Source organism: Sphingomonas sp. GC_Shp_5, assembly GCF_026540855.1.
Classification (GTDB): domain Bacteria; phylum Pseudomonadota; class Alphaproteobacteria; order Sphingomonadales; family Sphingomonadaceae; genus Sphingomonas.
Window position 1 is genome coordinate 1 of sequence record NZ_JALNUP010000021.1, and the last position, 19,010, is coordinate 19,010.

General features: G+C 68.9%; 20 protein-coding genes. 10 read left to right on the forward strand and 10 right to left on the reverse strand.

Features of this window, described 5'->3' with window-relative positions:
- Window positions 1-46: 46 nt before the first annotated feature.
- Window positions 47-199 (forward strand): hypothetical protein, encoded by a 153-nt coding sequence (locus OXR60_RS15210; protein ID WP_267396785.1) that lies wholly within the window; start codon window positions 47-49, stop codon window positions 197-199.
- A 13-nt stretch (window positions 200-212) separates the two neighbouring features.
- Here the strand turns inward: OXR60_RS15210 and OXR60_RS15215 are convergent, their stop codons facing one another.
- A complete protein-coding gene (locus tag OXR60_RS15215; protein ID WP_267396786.1) occupies window positions 213-1,391 on the reverse strand; it encodes an acetyl-CoA C-acyltransferase in 1,179 nt (392 codons plus the stop codon).
- Window positions 1,392-1,401: 10 nt separating this feature from the next.
- Window positions 1,402-1,890, reverse strand: a complete 489-nt coding sequence (locus tag OXR60_RS15220) for a MaoC family dehydratase (RefSeq protein ID WP_276046625.1) — start codon at window positions 1,888-1,890, stop codon at window positions 1,402-1,404.
- A gap of 94 nt (window positions 1,891-1,984) precedes the next feature.
- Here OXR60_RS15220 and OXR60_RS15225 point away from each other — a divergent pair, with 94 nt between their 5' ends.
- Together OXR60_RS15225 and OXR60_RS15230 are read left to right on the forward strand one after the other, a co-directional pair.
- Window positions 1,985-4,951, forward strand: coding sequence for an L-glutamate gamma-semialdehyde dehydrogenase (locus tag OXR60_RS15225; protein WP_267396787.1), 2,967 nt, complete (start codon window positions 1,985-1,987; stop codon window positions 4,949-4,951).
- A gap of 196 nt (window positions 4,952-5,147) precedes the next feature.
- The gene (locus OXR60_RS15230; protein ID WP_267396788.1) at window positions 5,148-6,149 is read left to right on the forward strand and encodes a retroviral-like aspartic protease family protein; all 1,002 of its coding nucleotides are present in this window, start codon (window positions 5,148-5,150) and stop codon (window positions 6,147-6,149) included.
- An 88-nt stretch (window positions 6,150-6,237) separates the two neighbouring features.
- Here OXR60_RS15230 and OXR60_RS15235 read toward each other — a convergent pair whose 3' ends face one another.
- Window positions 6,238-7,443: a mechanosensitive ion channel family protein gene (locus OXR60_RS15235; protein ID WP_267396789.1), complete on the reverse strand. Its 1,206-nt coding sequence runs from the start codon at window positions 7,441-7,443 to the stop codon at window positions 6,238-6,240.
- Window positions 7,444-7,481: 38 nt separating this feature from the next.
- Entirely contained in the window at window positions 7,482-8,486 is a 1,005-nt protein-coding gene (locus tag OXR60_RS15240) for a DNA topoisomerase IB (RefSeq protein WP_267396790.1), read from the reverse strand.
- A gap of 107 nt (window positions 8,487-8,593) precedes the next feature.
- Between OXR60_RS15240 and OXR60_RS15245 the strand changes: the two genes are divergently transcribed.
- Window positions 8,594-9,166, forward strand: coding sequence for a type 1 glutamine amidotransferase domain-containing protein (locus OXR60_RS15245; RefSeq protein WP_267396791.1), 573 nt, complete (start codon window positions 8,594-8,596; stop codon window positions 9,164-9,166).
- 12 nt (window positions 9,167-9,178) lie between these two features.
- Here the strand turns inward: OXR60_RS15245 and OXR60_RS15250 are convergent, their stop codons facing one another.
- From OXR60_RS15250 to OXR60_RS15260, 3 genes are read right to left on the reverse strand one after another with little or no spacing between them, the layout of a single operon-like run.
- Window positions 9,179-10,216, reverse strand: coding sequence for an acyltransferase (locus OXR60_RS15250; RefSeq protein ID WP_267396792.1), 1,038 nt, complete (start codon window positions 10,214-10,216; stop codon window positions 9,179-9,181).
- A complete protein-coding gene (locus OXR60_RS15255; protein WP_267396793.1) occupies window positions 10,213-11,556 on the reverse strand; it encodes a putative O-glycosylation ligase, exosortase A system-associated in 1,344 nt (447 codons plus the stop codon). The genes OXR60_RS15250 and OXR60_RS15255 overlap by 4 nt, the downstream gene beginning before the upstream one ends.
- Complete coding sequence (locus tag OXR60_RS15260) at window positions 11,549-11,737, reverse strand: hypothetical protein (RefSeq protein WP_267396794.1); 189 nt, start codon at window positions 11,735-11,737, stop codon at window positions 11,549-11,551. The genes OXR60_RS15255 and OXR60_RS15260 overlap by 8 nt, the downstream gene beginning before the upstream one ends.
- 95 nt (window positions 11,738-11,832) lie before the next feature.
- Between OXR60_RS15260 and OXR60_RS15265 the strand changes: the two genes are divergently transcribed.
- A complete protein-coding gene (locus tag OXR60_RS15265) occupies window positions 11,833-13,038 on the forward strand; it encodes a TIGR04063 family PEP-CTERM/XrtA system glycosyltransferase (RefSeq protein ID WP_267396795.1) in 1,206 nt (401 codons plus the stop codon).
- Window positions 13,039-13,040: 2 nt separating this feature from the next.
- Window positions 13,041-13,751, forward strand: coding sequence for a hypothetical protein (locus OXR60_RS15270; RefSeq protein WP_267396796.1), 711 nt, complete (start codon window positions 13,041-13,043; stop codon window positions 13,749-13,751).
- Window positions 13,752-13,767: 16 nt separating this feature from the next.
- Here the strand turns inward: OXR60_RS15270 and OXR60_RS15275 are convergent, their stop codons facing one another.
- Window positions 13,768-13,908: a hypothetical protein gene (locus OXR60_RS15275; protein ID WP_267396797.1), complete on the reverse strand. Its 141-nt coding sequence runs from the start codon at window positions 13,906-13,908 to the stop codon at window positions 13,768-13,770.
- A gap of 132 nt (window positions 13,909-14,040) precedes the next feature.
- Here OXR60_RS15275 and OXR60_RS15280 point away from each other — a divergent pair, with 132 nt between their 5' ends.
- Window positions 14,041-15,600, forward strand: coding sequence for an MFS transporter (locus OXR60_RS15280; RefSeq protein WP_267396798.1), 1,560 nt, complete (start codon window positions 14,041-14,043; stop codon window positions 15,598-15,600).
- A gap of 49 nt (window positions 15,601-15,649) precedes the next feature.
- Here OXR60_RS15280 and OXR60_RS15285 read toward each other — a convergent pair whose 3' ends face one another.
- Together OXR60_RS15285 and thpR are read right to left on the reverse strand one after the other, a co-directional pair.
- Window positions 15,650-16,183, reverse strand: a complete 534-nt coding sequence (locus OXR60_RS15285; protein ID WP_267396799.1) for a superoxide dismutase family protein — start codon at window positions 16,181-16,183, stop codon at window positions 15,650-15,652.
- 40 nt (window positions 16,184-16,223) lie between these two features.
- Window positions 16,224-16,769 (reverse strand): RNA 2',3'-cyclic phosphodiesterase, encoded by a 546-nt coding sequence (gene thpR, locus OXR60_RS15290; protein WP_267396800.1) that lies wholly within the window; start codon window positions 16,767-16,769, stop codon window positions 16,224-16,226.
- 128 nt (window positions 16,770-16,897) lie between these two features.
- Between thpR and OXR60_RS15295 the strand changes: the two genes are divergently transcribed.
- The 3 genes from OXR60_RS15295 to OXR60_RS15305 all read left to right on the forward strand — a co-directional run bounded on the left by OXR60_RS15295 (window position 16,898) and on the right by OXR60_RS15305 (window position 18,879).
- On the forward strand, window positions 16,898-17,650 hold the full coding sequence (locus OXR60_RS15295; protein ID WP_267396801.1) for a Bax inhibitor-1/YccA family protein: 753 nt from the start codon (window positions 16,898-16,900) through the stop codon (window positions 17,648-17,650).
- A gap of 95 nt (window positions 17,651-17,745) precedes the next feature.
- Window positions 17,746-18,525, forward strand: a complete 780-nt coding sequence (locus OXR60_RS15300) for a transglutaminase family protein (protein ID WP_267396802.1) — start codon at window positions 17,746-17,748, stop codon at window positions 18,523-18,525.
- A 69-nt stretch (window positions 18,526-18,594) separates the two neighbouring features.
- Window positions 18,595-18,879, forward strand: coding sequence for a hypothetical protein (locus OXR60_RS15305; RefSeq protein ID WP_267396803.1), 285 nt, complete (start codon window positions 18,595-18,597; stop codon window positions 18,877-18,879).
- Window positions 18,880-19,010 lie beyond the last annotated feature (131 nt).

The window sequence follows — 19,010 nt, forward strand, 5'->3', positions numbered from 1 at the left end:
GGTGGCACCGTAACTTCCGGGAACGCAGGCAAATTTGGCGCTTCCGATGACCACCGACTTCAAGGCCAATCTTCGCAACTTCTCCGACGCCGAGTTGCTGGCGTGCTTCCGCCGGGCGCGGTGGGGGAGCCTGGAGGCGTCGACGATCGGGTGGGAGATCCACCGCCGGCGGAACCCGACGGTGCGCCTCACCCACTGACCCGTAGGCCGGATCACAGCACCTCGAACAACCCCGCCGCACCCATGCCGCCGCCGACGCACATCGTCACCACCACATAGCGGGCGCCGCGCCGCTTGCCCTCGATCAGCGCATGGCCGGTCATCCGGGCGCCCGACATGCCATAGGGATGGCCGATCGCGATCGCGCCGCCGTTGACGTTGAGCAGCTCGTTGGGGATGCCGAGCTTGTCGCGGCAGTAGAGCACTTGGACCGCGAACGCCTCGTTGAGTTCCCACAGGCCGATGTCGCCGATGCCGAGCCCGAACCGGTCGAGCAGCTTGGGGATCGCGACTACCGGGCCGATCCCCATCTCGTCGGGCTCCGTGCCGCCGACCGCCATGCCGACGTAGCGGCCGAGCGGCTCGAGCCCGCGCCGCTCGGCGAGCTTCTCCTCCATCAGCACGCTCGCCGAGGCGCCGTCGGACAATTGGCTGGCGTTGCCGGCGGTGATGGTGAGATCGGGGCCGAGCACGGGTTTGAGCGCATGCAGACCCTCGATCGTGGTGTCGGCCCGATTGCCCTCGTCCTTGGCGAGCGTCACTTCGCGGTGGCTGACCGCCTTGGTCTCCTTGTCGACCACCGCCATGGTCGCGGTGACGGGGACGATCTCGGCATCGAACCGGCCGGCGGCCTGCGCGGCGGCGGTGCGCTGCTGCGATTGCAGCGCATAGGCGTCCTGGGCATCGCGGCTGATGCCATAGCGCTTGGCGACGACCTCGGCGGTCTGCAGCATCGGCATGTAGATGTTCGCGTGCATCGCCAGCAGCGCAGGATCCGGCGCGACGTTCATCTTGGGCGTCTGCACCATGCTGATCGATTCGACGCCGCCGCCGATCGCGACGTCCATCCGATCGACGACGATCTGCTTGGCCGCGGTGGCGATCGCCATCAGCCCGGACGCACATTGGCGGTCGACCGACATGCCGGCGACGCTGGTCGGCAGCCCGGCGCGGAGCAACGAGGTACGGGCGATGTTGGTTGCCTGATAGCCCTGCTGGAGCGCGGCGCCGAGCACCACGTCCTGCACCTCGGCGGGATCGATCCCGGCGCGCTCGACCGCGGCGGTGATCGCATGGGCGGCGAGGCTGGGCGAGGGCAGATCGTTGAACGCGCCGCGATAGGCGCGGCCGATCGGGGTGCGGGCGGTGGCGACGATGACGGCGGAACGCATGGGGTGTCTCCTAGCGGGGCTGGACGATGACGAGGCTGATCCATTCGGCGACCAGCGCGGGGCTGGATTCGCCCTCGATCTCGACGGTGAATTCGGTGGTCTGCTGCCACTGACCGGGCTTCTTCTCGGCAAAGGCGAGCAGCCGGAAGCGGCCGCGGACGCGCGATCCGGCGCGCACCGGGGTGATGAAGCGCAACTTGTTGCCGCCGTAGTTGATGCCCATCGCCATGCCCTCGATCACCGGCGCATCGGCGACCATGCTCGACAGCAGCGGCATCAGCGACAAGGTGAGAAAGCCATGCGCCACCGTGCCGCCGAACGGGGTAGCGGCGGCGGCGACGGGATCGACGTGGATGAACTGGTGGTCGCCGGTCGCTGCCGCGAAGCGGTCGATCATCGCCTGGTCGACCAGCAGCCAGTCGGACAATTGCTCGGTACCGACCCGCTGCGCCATGGCATCGGCGGTGATGGTCCCTTGCGGGGCGGCAGGATTGGCCATTTCCGTTTACGTGCCTTTCGTCGCATAGGCGGGCGATCAGATAGGCGACCACGCGCTTCGCTGGCAAGCGCGCGACCCAACCGGATCTTCGACCATGACCATTGACGCTACGACTTCCCACCGCAAAACCCTGGCAGGCCTGTACCGGGCGAGCGAACCCGATGTTCTAAAGCCGCTGCTCGAGCGCGCCGCGCTGGCACCCGATTCGCGCGAGCGGGTGCTGGGCCATGCCGCCGGGCTGCTCGCCGACCTGCGCGCGGCGCAGTCGCGTGGCTGGGTGAACCAGTTCCTGCAGGAATATCGGCTCAACTCGTCAGAAGGCGTCGCGCTGCTCAGCCTGGCCGAGGCGTTCCTGCGCGTGCCCGATCCCGAGACCGCGGACCTGCTGATCGCCGACAAGCTCGGCGATGCCGACTGGCGCGCACACGCCGGCAAGTCGAACTCCAAGCTGGTCAATTCGGCAACCTGGGGGCTGGTGGTCGGCCGGGTGCTGGTCGGCGAGGGCGAGACGGGGCCGCTGCGGCGCCTGATCAGCCGCGCCGGCGAGCCGTTCGTGCGCCAGGCGGTGGGCGCGGCGATGAAGCGGATGGGTGAGATCTTCGTGATGGGGCGAACCATCGACGAGGCGATGCGGCGGATGCGGCGGCCCGAGAACAAGGGCTTCACCGCGAGCTTCGACATGCTCGGCGAGGCGGCACGGACCCAGGCCGATGCGCAGCGCTATTTCCAGGCCTATGTCGGCGCGATCGCCGCGGTGGGGAACGACCCGGCGGCGGGCCATTCGATATCGGTGAAGCTTTCGGCGCTGCACCCGCGCTACGAGGTGGCGCGGTGGAACGAGTGCGTGCCGGCGCTGACCGAGATGCTCGAGGCGCTCGCGGTGCAGGCCGCGGCCAAGGGCATCGCGCTGACCGTCGACGCCGAGGAATCCGAGCGGCTGGAGATGAGCCTCGACATCATCGGCAGCGTCGCCAGCCTGCCGAGCCTCGCCGGCTGGGAGGGCTTCGGCATGGCAGTGCAGGCCTATGGCAAGCGCGCGCGGCCGGTGGTCGCCTGGGCCAACGAGCTCGACCGGGTGATGAACGTCCGCCTCGTCAAGGGCGCCTATTGGGACAGCGAGATCAAACGCACCCAGGTGGAGGGCCTGGGCGACTATCCGCTGTTCACCCGCAAGGCGGCGACCGACGTCTCCTACCTCGCGGCGGCCAAGGACATGCTCGCGGCCCCCAACATCCGCCCCGCCTTCGCCAGCCACAATGCCCTGACCGTGGCGACGATCATGGAGTGGGCGGGCAACAGCCGCGACTTCGAGTTCCAGCGACTCCACGGCATGGGTGACGGGCTCTACGAGCGGCTGGTGCGCGAGAACGGCTATCACTGCCGGATCTATGCGCCGGTCGGCGGCCATCGCGACCTGCTCGCCTATCTGGTCCGCCGGCTGCTGGAAAATGGCGCCAATTCGAGCTTCGTCCACCAGCTCGCCGATGCGCGGCTGAGCGAGGGCGAGATCCTTGCCGATCCGGTGGCGAAGATCGCTGCGGTGGGCGGCGCGCGCCATCCGAGCATCCCGCTCCCCAAGGACCTGTTCGCGCCGGGGCACCGCAATTCGGGCGGGCTGGACCTTAGCGACGTGGCGACGCTGGCGGCGACGGTGACGGCGGTGAACGCGCCGATCAAGACCGCCGTGGCCAGCGACGTCTCGGTGGCGGACGCGGTGGCGCGCGCCCATGTCGCCTTTCCGGCTTGGTCGTCGACGCCGGTGGCACAGCGCGCCGCCTGCCTCGAGCGGCTCGCCGACCTGCTCGAAGAGCATCGCGACGAGCTGATGGCGATCTGCGTCCAGGAAGCGTTCAAGACCATCCCCGATGCGATCGGCGAGGTCCGCGAGGCCGCCGACTTCTGCCGCTATTATGCGGGCGAGGCGCGAGCGCGGCTGCAGCCGGTGGAACTCCCGGGGCCGACCGGCGAGCGCAACACCCTCCATATCGAGGGCCGCGGCGTATGGGCGACGATCGCGCCATGGAACTTCCCGCTGGCGATCTTCCTCGGCCAGACCGCCGCAGCGCTGGTCGCGGGCAACACGGTGGTCGCCAAGCCGGCGCCGCAGACGCCGGCGATCGCGGCGCGTGCGGTCGCGCTGGCGCACGAAGCGGGCGTGCCGACCGATGCGCTGGTGCTGGTGACCGGCGGCCCCGAGGTGGGCGCGGCGCTGACCGGCGACGTGCGTGTCGCGGGCGTCGCCTTCACCGGATCGACCGCTACCGCCAAGCGGATCGCGCGGACGCTGGTGGCGGACGACGAGCGGCCAATCGTGCCGCTGATCGCCGAAACCGGCGGGATCAATGCGATGATCGTCGATTCCACCGCGCTGCCCGAGCAGGTGGTGGCGGACGTGATCGCTTCGTCGTTCCGCTCGGCCGGGCAGCGCTGCTCGGCGCTGCGGCTGCTGCTGGTGCAGGAGGATGTCGCCGCCACGATCATCGACATGCTCAAAGGCGCGATGGAGACGCTTCGGCTGGGGCCGGCGGGCGATCCGGCGACCGATGTCGGCCCGGTGATCGACCGGGCGGCCTATGATCGGCTGATGGGCTATCGCGACAGCGTCCGCAGCCGCTGGGTGAAGACGCTCGATGCCCCCGCGGAGGGTCTGTTCGTGCCGCCGACGCTGATCGGGCTCGACCGGATCGAGGACCTCACCCAGGAATGGTTCGGGCCGATCCTCCACGTCGCGACCTGGCCGGCGGGGAAGCTCGCCGAGACGATCGCGCGAGTCAACGCCAAGGGCTATGGGCTGACGATGGGGCTGCACAGCCGCATCGCCCGCGCCGCCGAGGTGACCGAGGCGCTGGCCGCGGTCGGCAATCTCTACGTCAACCGCTCGATGATCGGCGCGGTGGTCGGCTCGCAGCCGTTCGGCGGCGAGGGCTTGTCCGGCACCGGACCCAAGGCGGGCGGACCGCATTATCTGTATCGCTTCTGCGCGGAGCGGGCGGTGTCGGTGGACACGACCTCGGCCGGGGGCAATGCGACCTTGCTGAGCTTGGATGAGGGCGGGATCTGACGGCTCGTTGATTATCCTGCGGGATTGGTGGGCGCTCGCGGCCGGGGTAGGGAAGGAGCCGGTCGAGACCCCAGCGTGCGCTGGGGTGACGGCGTGGGGTTTGGCACGACTGCGAGAGATTGGCTGGGCTTACCCTGCCACCGTCGCAATGGTATGATCCTCCATGACTCGGTCGCGTTGCCCTGTGTGGCTGCCCGTGGTGCCGCTTCTCCTTGGCGCGGCACAGGCGCCGCAGCGCGAGCCGCCGGTCACGCCGCCTACCGCAGTACCGCCGATCATGCCGGTTGCGCCGGTGGCGCCGGCGGTGCTCGACGATTCGCTCGATATCACCGGCGACAGTATCGAGGCCTGGCAGCTGCAGAACCGGATGACGGTACCGGTGATGGTCAACGACCGTGGGCCGTATCGCTTCATCGTCGACAGCGGCGCCGATCGCACCGCGATCGGGCTGCGCCTGGCGACGGTGCTGGGGCTGCCGGCAGCGGCACCGGTGGTGCTGCACGGCATGGCCGGGGCGAGCCGCACCGAGACCGTGCGGATCGACCGGCTACGGGTCGGCAGCAGCGCGGTGGAGGAGATCGTCGCGCCGGTGCTGCTCGAGCGCAACCTCGGCGCACAAGGGTTGCTCGGGATCGATGCGCTCGCCGGGCAGCGGCTGATGCTCGACTTCGAGCAGCATGCGATCGTGGTGGAGGATGCGCGGCGGCCGGCGCGGCACAGCGCCGACGACATCGTCGTCACCGCGCGGCGCTTCCATGGCCAGCTGATCCTCACCCAGGCGCGCGCGGGAGGCGTGCCGCTCAGTGCGGTGATCGACACCGGATCCGACATCACCATCGGCAATAGCGCGCTGCACCGCGCGCTGTTCCGGCGGGCACGGCCGGGGATGTTCACCCCGGTGACGATGATCAGCGTCACCGGACAGCCGGTGGTGGGGCAGCGCACCACGGTGCGCGAGATGCGGCTGGGCGGGATCGTGCTGCGCGATGTGCCGATCGCCTTTGCCGAGGTGCCGCCGTTCGCGCTGTTCGGGCTCGCCGATACGCCGGCGATGATGCTGGGATCCGACGTGATGGCGAGCTTTCGCCGCGTGTCGCTCGATTTCCGGGCGAAGAAGGTGCGTTTCCAGTTGCGGCGATGCCCACCGCGGCTGGCGGGTGCGGCAGGGTTCTCGATCGGGCGGACGCCGGGATGTTGAGGGCGGAGGTCGCCCTTATCGGGGATGGAGCCGTTTGAGACCCCATCTTGCGCTGGGGTGACGTAGATGGGTGGCCACGAACGACGGGTTAGGAGTGCGGGGCAGCGTCGGGGCCGCCCGCCGCCGGTGCCGTCGGGGCTCCGGCATAAGGCATGACCAGCGAGCCGTCGGGGGCGGCGGTGAAGGTGGTCTGGGTGGGATAGGGCAGGTTGATGCCCTCGGCGGCGAAGCGGCGCATGATCGAGACCATGATCCGGTCGCGGGTGGGATGGGCGGTGGCCCAATCGTCGCCGGGAATGTCGAACTGGAGCGCGAAATCGAGCGTGCTGGCGCCGAAATTCTCGAACCCCGAGCGCGCGACCTTGGCGTTCTCGGCTTCCACCAATTCCTTGAGCAGCGCCGGAATGCGCGCCAGCGTGTCGGGCGGGGTTTCATAGGCGACGCCGAGGGTGAAGTTGATGCGGATGTGATCGCGCACCGAGGTGTTCTGGATCTCCTTGTCGAGCAACTGCCGATTGGAGATGATCCGGAGCTCGCCGGTGAAGGCGCGGATGCGGGTGGATTTGAGGCCGATCGATTCGATCACGCCGCTGGTGGTGCCGTAGGAGATCTTATCGCCGCGGCGGAACGGGCGATCGAAGATGATCGCCAGCGCCGCGAACAGATCGGCGAAGATGCCCTGCGCCGCGAGGCCGATGGCGATGCCGCCGACGCCGAGGCCGGCGACCAGCCCGGTGACGTTGACGCCGAGGTTGGAGAGCACCACCACCAGCGCGATCGCGAACAAGGCGACGGTGACGAGCAGGCGGATCAGCCCTAGCGCGCTCAGCAGCGCCTCGCCCGAATAATGTTCGGAGCTGGTGCGATGCTCGATCGCGCCGAGGATCAGTTCGCGCGCCCAGATCGCGAACTGGAACACCGAGGCGACGGTCCACAGGAAGTTGACGGTGGTGTCGACCTGGCTCGGCGCGCCAGCGTAGCCGACCACCAATTTGCACGCGAGCATGATGATGAAGAAGTTGTTGGTGCGCGTCACCACCCGGCCGAGGATGGTGCCCCAGCCGCGCATGCTCTTGTCGCGGCTGCACAGGCGGTTGCCGAGGCGGCGCAGACCGTGAAGCACGATCACGATCAGCGCGCCGGCGCCAAAGGCGATCAGGATCTGCAGCCAATGGGTGTGCAGCCAGACCGCGCTGGCGTCGGCCAGTTCCTGGAACTGGCGGTCGACATCGATCTTGTTGATGATCGGCGGCTTGGGCGTGGCGCTGGCGGCTGGGGCGGATGAAGCGGGCATAGGAGCTCTTGTCGGGCGGGCCGTAGCGGCCGGTGGCGTCAGGCGGCCGCGATGGCCGGTGGCGTGCCTTTCTCCAGGAAGGCGATGAGGCCGCATTCCTCGCGGCTCAGATAGCGCTTGGCCCGGGGCAGGCGCAGCGCCTTGCGGAAGCTGTTCTGCCCCTTTTTCACGAGCGCGATGAGCGACGGATGAACGTAGCTCTTGCGCGCGATCGCCGGGGTGTTGCCGAGCTTTTCCACCACCGGCGCGAGCAGCAGCTTCAACGACAGGTCGGCCTCGGCGCTGGCGAGCGCCTCGAATGCGGTGACGCTGGCGCCCCAGGTACGGAAATGCTTGGCGGTGAAATCGCCGCGCGTTGCCTTTTTGATATAGTCGTTGACGTCGGACGAGGTGACCGGATGGGCTTCGCCCTCATCGTCCACCCACGCGAACAGATGCTGGTCGTCGAGATCCTGCATCTTCTTGACGGTGGCGGCGAGGCGCTTGTCGGTGACCGCCATGTCGCGCTCCTTGCCCGACTTGCCCTTGTAGCGCAGCTTGAGGGTGGCGCCGCGCACTTCGCCATGTTCCTTGCGCAAGGTGGTGGCGCCGTAGCTCTCGTTCGCCGCGGCATAGGCCTCGTTGCCGACGCGGATATGGCCGATGTCGAGCAAGCGGACGATCGCGGCGACGGCGCGGTCCTTGGTCAGCCCGCGCGACGCCAGGTCTTCCTCCACCTGCTTGCGCAGGCGCGGCAGGGCATGGCCGAATTCCGCACACCGCTCATATTTCGCTGCCTCCTGCGCCTCGCGGAAGCCGAGGTGGTAGCGATATTGCTTGCGGCCCTTCTCGTCCCAGCCGACCGCCTGGATATGGCCGTTGGGCTTGGGGTTAAACCAGGCATTGGCATAGGCCGGCGGCAGGCCGATCGCGTTGAGCCGGTCGATTTCGTCGCGATCGGTGATGCGCTCGCCGGCGGGGGTGAAATAGGCCCAGCCATTGCGGACCTTCTTGCGGGTGATGCCCGGCTTGGAGTCATCCGAATATACGATTCTGGCCGCCACTCGATGCTCCTACGAAACGATCCCTGCAAATGATCCGCGGCCCGCTTCGTTCCGGAACGGCGAGCCACTGCCGGGGGTTGGGCGTCCACGTTCTCAAGGAGTTTACCATGGCCGATACCGCCTCGTTGCTGGCGCAAGCCCGCGTGCTCATCCTCGCCACCGACGGTTTCGAGCAGGACGAGCTGTTCCTGCCGCGCCAGGCGCTGCTCGATGCGGGGGCGCAGGTGACGCTCGCTTCGATCACCACCGATCCCATCCAGGGCGTGCGCCACGACACCGAGAAGGGCGATACGATCACCCCCGACCTGACGCTCGAGGAGGTGGACACCGACGATTACGACGCGCTGGTGCTGCCGGGCGGCGTCGCCAATCCGGACAAGATGCGGCTGCAGGAGCGCGCGGTCGAGATCGTCACCGAGTTCATGGAAGACGACAAGATCGTCGCGGCGATCTGCCACGCGCCGTGGCTGCTGGTCGAGGCCGATGTGGTCGACGGGCGGCGGATGACGAGCTGGCCGTCGCTGCGCACCGATCTCGAGAATGCCGGCGCCGACGTGATCGACGAGGCGGTGGTGATCGACGCCAATCTGATCACCAGCCGCAAGCCCGACGACATCCCTCACTTCAACCAGGCGATCATCGACGCGCTGGAGGAGGAACTCGCCGACGAGCCGGCGTGACGCGCGGGTACGTCAGGCGCGCGCCGCGGTTCGCCGCGGCCAGCGCCAGGCGTTGACCCAGCGTTGCGCGGGGCGCTCAACCAGATGGTAGAGCGCCACCGAGGCGGCGAGGACGAGCAGCAGATAGGCCGTGATGAGCAGCGGCGGTACCGCGGTGGCGTCGCGTACAGCCGCGAGCTTGAACACCTTCCACAGCAGGAAATGGCTGAGATAGGTCGCATAGCTGATCTCGCCGAGATAATGGATCGCGCGGGTGGCGAGCGGGTTGCCGGGACGGTCCGAGGTCAGCGCGAGCGCGAGCAGCAGCGCGGCGAAGGTGGCGGGGATAGTGACCGTCTCCGCCGCGCCGAGCGCGCGGGCGAGCAGGCAGGCCACGCCCACGGCGAGGCACGGCCATAGCGGCGGCCGGCGCAGGTATAGCGCGGCGATGATCGTGCCGGTGGCAAACTCGGTGAGGCAGCGGGCAAGGCCGAAGCGCGGGATCGCGGCGCCGAGCCCCGGTTGACCGGCCATGATCGCGTGGAGCAGCAGCAGGATCGCGGCGGCGGTGGCGACCAGCGCCATCGTCGGGAGCCGCCGCCAGTCGACCGCGGCGATTAGCAGCGGGAACAACAGATAGGCGGCGAGCTCGCAGCTGATCGACCAGGCGGGGTCGTTCCAGCGCAGCGCGGTCGTGAAACCCCAATTCTGCAGCAGCAGGAGGTGGAGCGGCAGCTCGGCGAGCGGAAAAGCGGGGTCGGGCCGGCCGGTGGCGGCGAGCAGCAGCGCCAGCAAGACGGCGGCGGCGAGCATCACCAGATGGAGCGGCCAGATCCGCGCGACGCGCTTGTGGAGGAAGGCGGCGACGCCGGCCTCGCGGAGGCGCACATGCCAGCTCAGCCAGATCACGAACCCTGAGAGCAGGAAGAAGAAATCGACCGCGAGATAGCCCTTGGTCAGCACTGCGATGGCGGCGGGCGGGGCCCAGGCGAGCGCGCCGCGGATATGGTAGAACACCACGGCCCAGGCGGCGAGGCCGCGGGCGCCGGTAAGCGCGCGCAGCTCGCTCATGCGACGAGCGGGGCGGGCGCGGCGCGATTCATCGGCCGGAAGCTGCCCTCGCCGCGGCGGCGCGTGCAATAGGTGTCGAGCCCGATCTGCGCGCCGATCAGCATATAGATGAACGGCTGAAAGGCGATGGCGATGAAGGCGGCGCCGAGCAGATAGACGAGGTGCGCGGTCTGCAGCGCGGCGGCGAGGCTGCCCGCCCAGGCGAGCTCGCCGGCGGGATCGCGGTAGCGGCGGCGCAGCATCTCCATGCGGACGATGCCTATGAGGCTGATCGACAGCCACAAGGCGAGACCCGGATAGCCCTGTTCGCCGAGCATCTCGAAATAGGCGCTGTGATAGGCGCGGGCCTTGTCCTGGGTGAGCTTGTCCTGGACCCCGGCGCCGTTGCTTGTCTTGATGTCGTAGCGGATGTGGTTGCCGAGATAGGCGGCAAAACCGCCGCCGAACGGGTGGGTCTTGGCGTAGTCGATCGTCCATTGCCACACCGCGAGCCGGGTGGAGGCGGATTCGTCTGCCTGATAGGTCTTCACCGTGTTCATCCGATCGGTGAAGGCCGATGGCAGGAACGGCACGGCGACGATGCCGACGGTGGCGATCATCGCGAGGTAGAGCAGCTTGCGCTTGGCGTTGCGCAGCGACAGCAGCGCGACCAGGCCGATGCACAGCAGCCCGGTGCGGGTGGAGGTGCCGACCGGGATCAGCAGGCAGGCGAAGATCAGCGCCAGGCAGAAGCCGGTCACCTTCCAATCGGGCCGGAAGACCGTGCCATATTTCATGAACCAGACGATCAGCGGGATGATCGCGATCGCCACCGCTGAGATGGTGCTGCCTTCGTACAGCCCCGAATTGTTAGTGATCATCAGATCGAGCTGGCCATAGCCGCCGCCGCCCGCGACCGTCTTGATCCCGCCGACGATGATGATCGAGGCGGCGGAGAGGATCATGAACAGGAGCAGCGCCTCGATCCGCAGGCGGGTGCGCAGGGTGAGCGGGAGGAAGGCCGCGAAGGCGAGGCATTTCCACACCCAGCCCCATTTGTCCGCCGCCTCCAGCGGGTAATCGGCGGTGAGCGTGGTGGCCCAGCAGTAGAGCAGCAGCACCACGATCAGCGCCTGGCGCGGCGCGAAGCGGCTGTCCGCCTTGTTGTCGACGAGCAGCCAGCCGCCGACCGCGAGCACCACCGCAATCAGCGAGATCGGCACGGTGTTGAGCAGCAGATAGGTCAGCCGCTGCGGCGAGACGATGTCGATGTAGACATAGGCGAGCACCAGCAGGAACGGCCGGCGCAGCCCCATGCCGAACAGGGTGACGAGAAAGGCAACGAAGGCAAGATCACGCATCGGCTTGGTCGCGACCTGCATTGATCTCGACCGGCTGAACTCCGCCGGGCCGGCCTCCACCGCGCTCGCGCCAGTGACGTGGCGCCGGCACCTCGGAATCAAGATCGGGCCGCTTGAACAGATAGAAGGCCGCGAGCATCATCAGCCCATGGCTTATGCCGAGCGCGAGATTGTCGATCATCCTTTCGCGCTTCCTTGCTTCCCCGGCGTTGGGCCAGGCTTAGCGCCCGGTGAGTTGACGCGCCGTTAAGTGCATCGCGCGCAGTATCGCTGGCGATGCGTATCCTCCACATCCTCGACCACGGCCTGCCGCTGCAGAGCGGCTATACATTCCGTACCCGCGCGATTCTCAAGGCGCAGGAGGCGCGAGGCTGGGCCGTCGCCGCAGTGACCGGGCCACGCCACGGCGGCGACTACGACGGCGTCGAGCAGGTCGATGGGTTGAGCTTCCACCGCACTCGCGGTGCGCGACCCGGGGGCGTCGTCGGCGAACTCGCTCAGATCGCGGCCTTCGCCCGCCGGATCGGCCGCGCGGTCGACGCGTTTCGGCCCGACATCCTCCATGCCCATTCGCCGGTGCTCGACGCACTGGCCGGCCTCGTGGTGGCACGGCGCCGGAAGCTACCGCTGGTCTACGAGATACGCGCGTTCTGGGAGGATGCCGCGGTCGGCAACGGCACCGGGCGCGAAGGCTCGGCCAAATATCGTGCGACGCGGGCGCTGGAGACCTGGGCGGTGCATCGCGCCGATGCGGTGGCGGTGATCTGCGAGGGGCTGCGCGGCGATCTGGTGGCGCGCGGCGTCGCGGCGGACAAGATCGTGGTCTCGCCCAACGGCGTCGATCTCGCGCTGTTCGGCACGGTGCCACCGCGCGACGATGCGCTCGCCGCCTCGCTCGGGCTGGATGGCGCCGACGTGGTCGGCTTCATCGGCAGCTTCTACGATTATGAAGGACTCGACGACCTGATTGCGGCGATGCCGGCGCTGGTCGCGGCGCGGCCCGCGGCGCGGCTGCTGCTGGTCGGCGGCGGGCCGATGGAGGCGGCGCTGCGTGCCCAGGCCGCGGCGTCCGCGGTGGCGGCGGCGATCCACTTCGTCGGCCGCGTGCCGCACACCGAGGTGGAGCGCTATTACGGGCTGATCGACGTGCTCGCCTATCCGCGCAAGCACATGCGGCTGACCGACCTCGTCACCCCGCTCAAGCCGCTTGAGGCGATGGCGCAGGGGCGGCTGGTGGCGGCATCCGACGTCGGCGGCCATCGCGAGCTGATCCGCGACGGCGAGACCGGAACGCTGTTTCGGCCCGACGATCCCGGCGCGATCGCCGCGGCGCTGGCAGGGATGTTTGCGGATCGATCGGGGTGGGATACAAGACGTGCGGCTGGGCGCAGGTTCGTCGAGACGGATCGTAACTGGTCGTCAAATATTTGTCGTTACGAACCGGTTTACCAGCGGCTGGTCGGCGCCGCTTCAGTGGATTGATCATGGCAGCGTTCCCCCGCCTACCCCTCAACAACCCGGCGATCACCGACCGAGTCGCGCCGCTCGGCGGCGCGGCCGCCGGGCTTGCCGTCGCCGCGCTCGCGGTGCTGGTGCCACGCGGCGTGCTCGAGGATTGGGTGTGGCAGAGCGGGCTTGCCTCGCTGGTCAGCGTCGCCGCACCGCCGCTCGGCACCACCGCACGCGCGCTGCTCGCTCTGGGCGGCGGCGGGATCGCTGCCGCGGTGACCTGGTCGGCGCTGTTCCTGCTGTTCGGCAACGGCGGCCTGCTCGTGCCAAAGCGGGTGCGCGAGGATGGCGTGCCGGTGGTGCGCCGCGCCGATGCCCACCCCGATGCGCCGCCGCGGCGGCCGCTGTCAGCCAGCGATCTCGGCGTGCCGATGCCGCCCGAGGCGGCTGTGCCCGAGCCGGAAGTCCTGCCGGCGCTGGCGCTCGAGCCCGATGAGCAGGACATTCCTGCCGATCTCGACCTGCCGCTCGCGGCCTTTCATCCTGCGGCGGTACCCGCGGTCCCGCGCGAACCGGTGCGGCCGGTGCCGTCGTTGCGCGTACCGGTGGAACTGGCGGAAGGCGAGCGGATCGCTTCGGTCGAATTGCCGCGCGCGCCCAGTGAGGCAGGCGGGCCGCCGTCGATCGAGTCGCTGCTGCGGCGGCTGGAACAGAGCACCCGCGGGCGGCGGACGGCGGCGCAATAGCGCCTGCCGCCCCGCCTCAGCGGCGCGGGCTGCTTTCGAGCAGGTCGATCGCATGGGCAACAACGGCCGCGACCGCCTGTTCGCAACCGAGGTGGTCCAGCGCGTCCAACGCCTGCCTGAGCAGCTCCAAGGCTCTATGTCGCTCGCTGTGTGCCATCGCCAATCCGTTCGCAGTTGCACAAGAACCGGTTAACTGCGGCGAGGTTCCGTGCCGCTCGCGTGTCAGCGCCTAGGCTTGTTCGCGTCGCCCACTCCGGTTAGCCTCCCGAAAACGACCGGGAGAGGGTCAATGGGCGGAACGGCGGCGACGACTGCGCCGGAGACCTCGCGCTATGCGTGGTATGTCCTCGGCACGCTGTTTCTGGTGTATGTGCTCAACTTCGTCGATCGACAAGTGATCTCGATCCTCGCCGAGGATATCAAGCGCGACCTGCATCTCGCCGACGAGGATCTGGGCTTCCTCTACGGCACCGCCTTCGGGGTGTTCTATGCCCTGTTCGGCATTCCGCTCGGGCGCCTTGCGGATCATTGGCACCGGGTGCGGCTGATGACGATCGGCCTTGCGCTATGGTCGGCAATGACGGCGCTGTCCGGCCTGTCGCGCAGCGGCGGGCAATTGACGGCGGCGCGGGTCGGCGTGGGGATCGGCGAGGCGACTGCCAGCCCGTCGGCCTATTCGCTGATCTCGGACTATTTTCCCCGCCGGCTACGCGCGACCGCGCTGTCAATCTATTCGGCGGGGCTGTTCGTCGGCGGCGGCTGCTCGTTGTTCATCGGCGGGTTGATCGTGCAGAACTGGAACCGGGCCTATCCCGGCGGCGGGCCGCTCGGCCTGGCCGGCTGGCAGGCGGCGTTCCTCGGCGTCGGCCTGCCGGGGCTGGTGCTCGCCTTGTGGGTATCGACGCTGCGCGAGCCGATCCGCGGCCGGATCGAGGGATTGCCCGAGCCGGCGCCGCATCCGGCGCCGTTGCGGGCCTTCGCGGGTGAGCTGCTGACGATCGTGCCGCCGCTGACGCTGATCGGCGCCGCGCACGGCGGGCGCCCGGCGCTGGGCATCAACCTCGTCGCCTTGGCGGTCGTGGCCGGGCTGGTGGCGCTGCTTGTCAGCCTCGGCGAGCCGGTCCTGCAATGGGCGGCAATCGGTATCGGCGTTTATGCGGTATTTTCCTGGGCAGCCGCGCTCAGGCGGCGCGATCCGGCGACCTTCGCGCTGATCGTCGGTACGCCGGCGTTCCTGTGCACGGTGGTGACCTATGGGCTCAACGCGTTTCTGAGCTATGCCGCGAGCTTCTGGGCCGCGCCTTATGCGCTGCGGGTGCTCGGCGCCTCGCCGGCCGACACCGGGCTGCTCGCCGGCGGCTGCGGCGCGCTCGCCGGGTTTCTGGGGCTGACGATCGGCGGGGTCGCGGCGGATCGGCTGCGGCGGAGCAATCCGGCGGGGCGGCTGGTGCCGGTGATCCTCGGCGCGGTGATGCCGGCGCCGTTCCTGGTCGCGGCGTTCACCGCGGGATCGGCGTGGCTGTTCTACCCTTGCCTGTTCGTTGCCTTGCTGAGCGCGAGCTGTGCGCTCGGAGCGGCGGCGGCGACCACCCAGGATCTGGTGCTGCCCAGGATGCGCGGCACGGCGACCGCGACGTTCTTCATCGGCACGACACTGATCGGGCTGGCGCTGGGACCCTATCTCGCCGGGCGCGTGTCGACGCTGAGCGGCAGCCTGTCGGTGGGGATGCTGTCGCTACTGGTGGTGGTGCCGGTGGGGCTCGCAACGGCAATCGCGGCCTATCGGTTGGTGCCGGCGGCCGAGGCGAGCCGGGAGGATCGCGCGCGGGCGGCGGGTGAGGTGATCTAGGCCCGCGAGGAAGGAATTCCCCGGCTGTCGCCGGGGAACTGTCGTCGGCTCAGCTGGCGGCGAAGACGCCGCAGGCAATCCGGGCGCCGCTGTTGCCCGAGGGATCGGTCATCAGATCGTCGGCGGCGGCGTGGATCACGATCGCGGCGCCATCGGCATCGAGCATGCCGACGACCGTCGCACCGGGGATGGTGACCGCGACGGTGCCGCGGCCGTCGGCGCCGATCACCAGATTGGGCAGGTCGCCCTCGTGCGGCCCGGCCGGGTTCATCGCGCCATGCTTGGTGTTGCTCGGGTTCCAGTGCGAGCCCGCAGTGGTGAAGCCGGGCGCCTCGCACAGCCCGGTCATGTGGACGTGCGCGCCATGGGTGCCGGCGGGCAGGCCCTTGACGTCGAGCGTGTAGCGGACGCCGCCGGACACGTCGGTCGCGGTGGCGCGGCCGGCGTCGACGCCGGTGGCGGTGTGGAGGATAGCGACTGCCTTGGCGCCGCCGGCGAGCGGCGCGCCCGTCGCCATGTCCTTGTGGTCGCAGGCGGTCAGCCCGAGGGCGAGCAGGGCGGCGAAGGGCAGGGCGGTGCGCATCAGGGGTCTCCCGTTAAATCCTGCGCGCAGATATGGCCGACTAGGTCGCCAAGGGCCAGCGGGCAATCGGCTCGTAGCGCGCGCCCTCGCCGCCGAGATGGCTCTCGTACAGCAACAGATGCGCCATGGTGAACGGTTGGCTCGCCAGACCGGCGTGGACGGCGAGCCAGCCGTCGATCTCGGGGGCATGGCCGTGGCTGCGGGCGAGGCGAGCGAGGGTGATGTGCGGCGCATAGGCGCGGCGATCCGGGGCCAGCCCGGCACGGGCGGAGGCCTGCTCGACCTTGCGGTGGAGGTGGTGGAGCGCATCGGTGGGGGCGAGCCCTGCCCACAATGTATCGGTGCGGCCGCGGTGCTCGAATCGGCCGACGCCGGCGATCGACACCTGCGGCACGGGCGCATGGATCCCGGCGAGCGCGGCGGCGATGTCCTCGCCGAGCGGACGATCGACCGCGCCAATGAAGCGCAGGGTGAGGTGGAGCTGATCGTCGTCCTGCCACCGGGCGCCAGGCACACCGGCCATGACGCCGGCGAGCTGGCGGCGGATCTCTGGCGGTGGGCGGAGCGCGACGAACAGGCGGTGCATGGGCGAGCCGTGTAATGTTGTATTGCTGAAAGCCAGCGGCTTAGCCGGTTTCGCTTGAAAAGGGATCGGTCCGGGCCGATATTTCGAGGTAACCGGCATCGGGCCGGTTTGAAGGAGTTTGGTGTACCATGGCTAACTGGTCTGACCCCCGGCCGAGCGCCGCGCCGTTCGGGGCCACGCGCGCCGACACGACGCGCAGCGCCGGCTATGACGCGGGTCTGCGCTCGTACATGCTGTCGGTGTATAACTACATGTCGTCGGGCGTGCTGCTGACGGGCATCGTCGCGCTGCTGTTCGCCTGGGGCGGCGCCAATTCGCCGGCCGCGCAGGTGTTCCTGGGCGGCGGGCTGATGCGCTACGTGATCATGTTCGCGCCGCTCGCGATCGTGTTCGGGATGAGCATGGGCCAGGGTCGGATGAAGACCTCGACCATGCAGATGCTGTTCTGGGCGTTCGCGGTGCTGATGGGCCTGTCGCTCTCGACCATCTTCCTGGTCTATAGCGGCACCTCGATCGCAGGCGCGTTCTTCTCGACCGCGGCGGGCTTCGCCGGCCTCAGCCTTTATGGCTATACCACCAAGAAGGACCTGTCGGCGTTCGGCACCTTCCTGATCATCGGCGTGGTCGGCCTGATCGTCGCCAGTCTGATCAACCTGTTCCTGCACAACAGCGTGCTCGAGCTGGTGATCAGCGCCGTCGGCGTGCTGCTGTTCGCAGGGCTCACTGCCTATGACACGCAGCGCACCAAGAGCCTGTACTATCAGGTCGCGGGCACCGACATGGTCGGCAAGGTCGTGATCATGTCGGCGCTGTCGCTGTATCTCGACTTCATCAACATGTTCATGTTCGTGCTGCGCCTGTTCGGCTCGCAGCGCAGCTGAGCCGGCGCGGTCGCGGCGACGCGGCCGGCACCGCAGACGTTCAGGGCCCGGCGGGATGATCCGCCGGGCCCTTTCTTTGGGCGCAAGGGCCTGTGATGCGGCTTAATATCGAGGTGGAGCTGGATTATTGGCTGGGCAATGGCCCGGCCGACGTGTTGCTCCAGGTGGAGGTGGCGGCGATGGCCGACCAGCGCCTCGAGCATGAGGCGCTGACGGTGTGGAGCGACACGCCGATCGCTGCGGTGGCGGGCGAGGACGGGATCGGCCAGCGCTGCTGGATCCGCGGCAACGGGCAGGTCCGCGCCTCCTATCGCGCCACTGTCGCCATCGGTCGCACGACGGTGGCGCTCGATACGTTGCCAGCGACGCCGGTGCGGCTGCTCGGCGGCGCGCTGGTGCCCTATCTGCTGCCGAGCCGTTACTGCCAATCGGACCGCTTCGAGGGTTTTGTCCGCCGCGAATTCGCCGGGCTCGAGGGCGGGGCGCTAGCGGCGGCGCTGAGCGACTGGGTGAGAGGGTCTCTCGATTATCGCTGGAACGCGAGCAGCGGCACCACCACCGCGCTCGACACCTTCGCCAGCCGCGCTGGCGTGTGCCGCGACTATGCCCATCTGCTCGTCGCGCTGGCGCGGGCGGGCGAGATCCCTGCGCGCTGCGTCTCGGCCTATGCGCCGGGCGTCGATCCGCCCGATTTCCACGCGGTGGCCGAGCTGTGGCTCGACGGCGGCTGGCGGCTGGTGGACCCCACCGGCATGGCCGACCCGGCGGAGATCGCCCGGGTCAGCGTCGGTCGCGATGCCACCGATATCGCGTTCATGACGATCTTCGGCGTGGCGCAGATGGTCAATCAATTGGTGGTGGTGACCCGGGCCTGACGCGCCGGCAGGAACGTAAGCGGCTGGCCAGCCGTTCTACTCCCGAAACCAATCGAGGAGGGTGTCACCATGACTGCTATTGACGAACGGGCTCTCGACAGTCTCTCGGTCGCGCCGGCCGAGGGCGGCAGCAACCAGGAGCGCGATCCGCGCCAGGACGCCGGCCAGGACAAGTCGATCGCCAAGCGGCTGGAGAAGAATCCCGAGAGCAGCGACGCGCGGCTCGACAATGCGCTGGATGAATCGATGGATGCAAGCGATCCGCCCGCCACGACCCAGCCGGTGCACAACCATGGTCCGGCGCCCTCGTCGGGCTATGACGAGGAAGCCGAGCGCAAGCTTCAGCAGGACTGATCGGCTACCCAAGCTTGACCATCAACAAGGGCGGTTCCGCACCAGCGGGGCCGCCCTTCCCGCTTCGGCTCCGATAGCCACGGCCGCACCATGTTGCGTGAGAGCATCACTCCTGAGTCCGAAAAGACTAT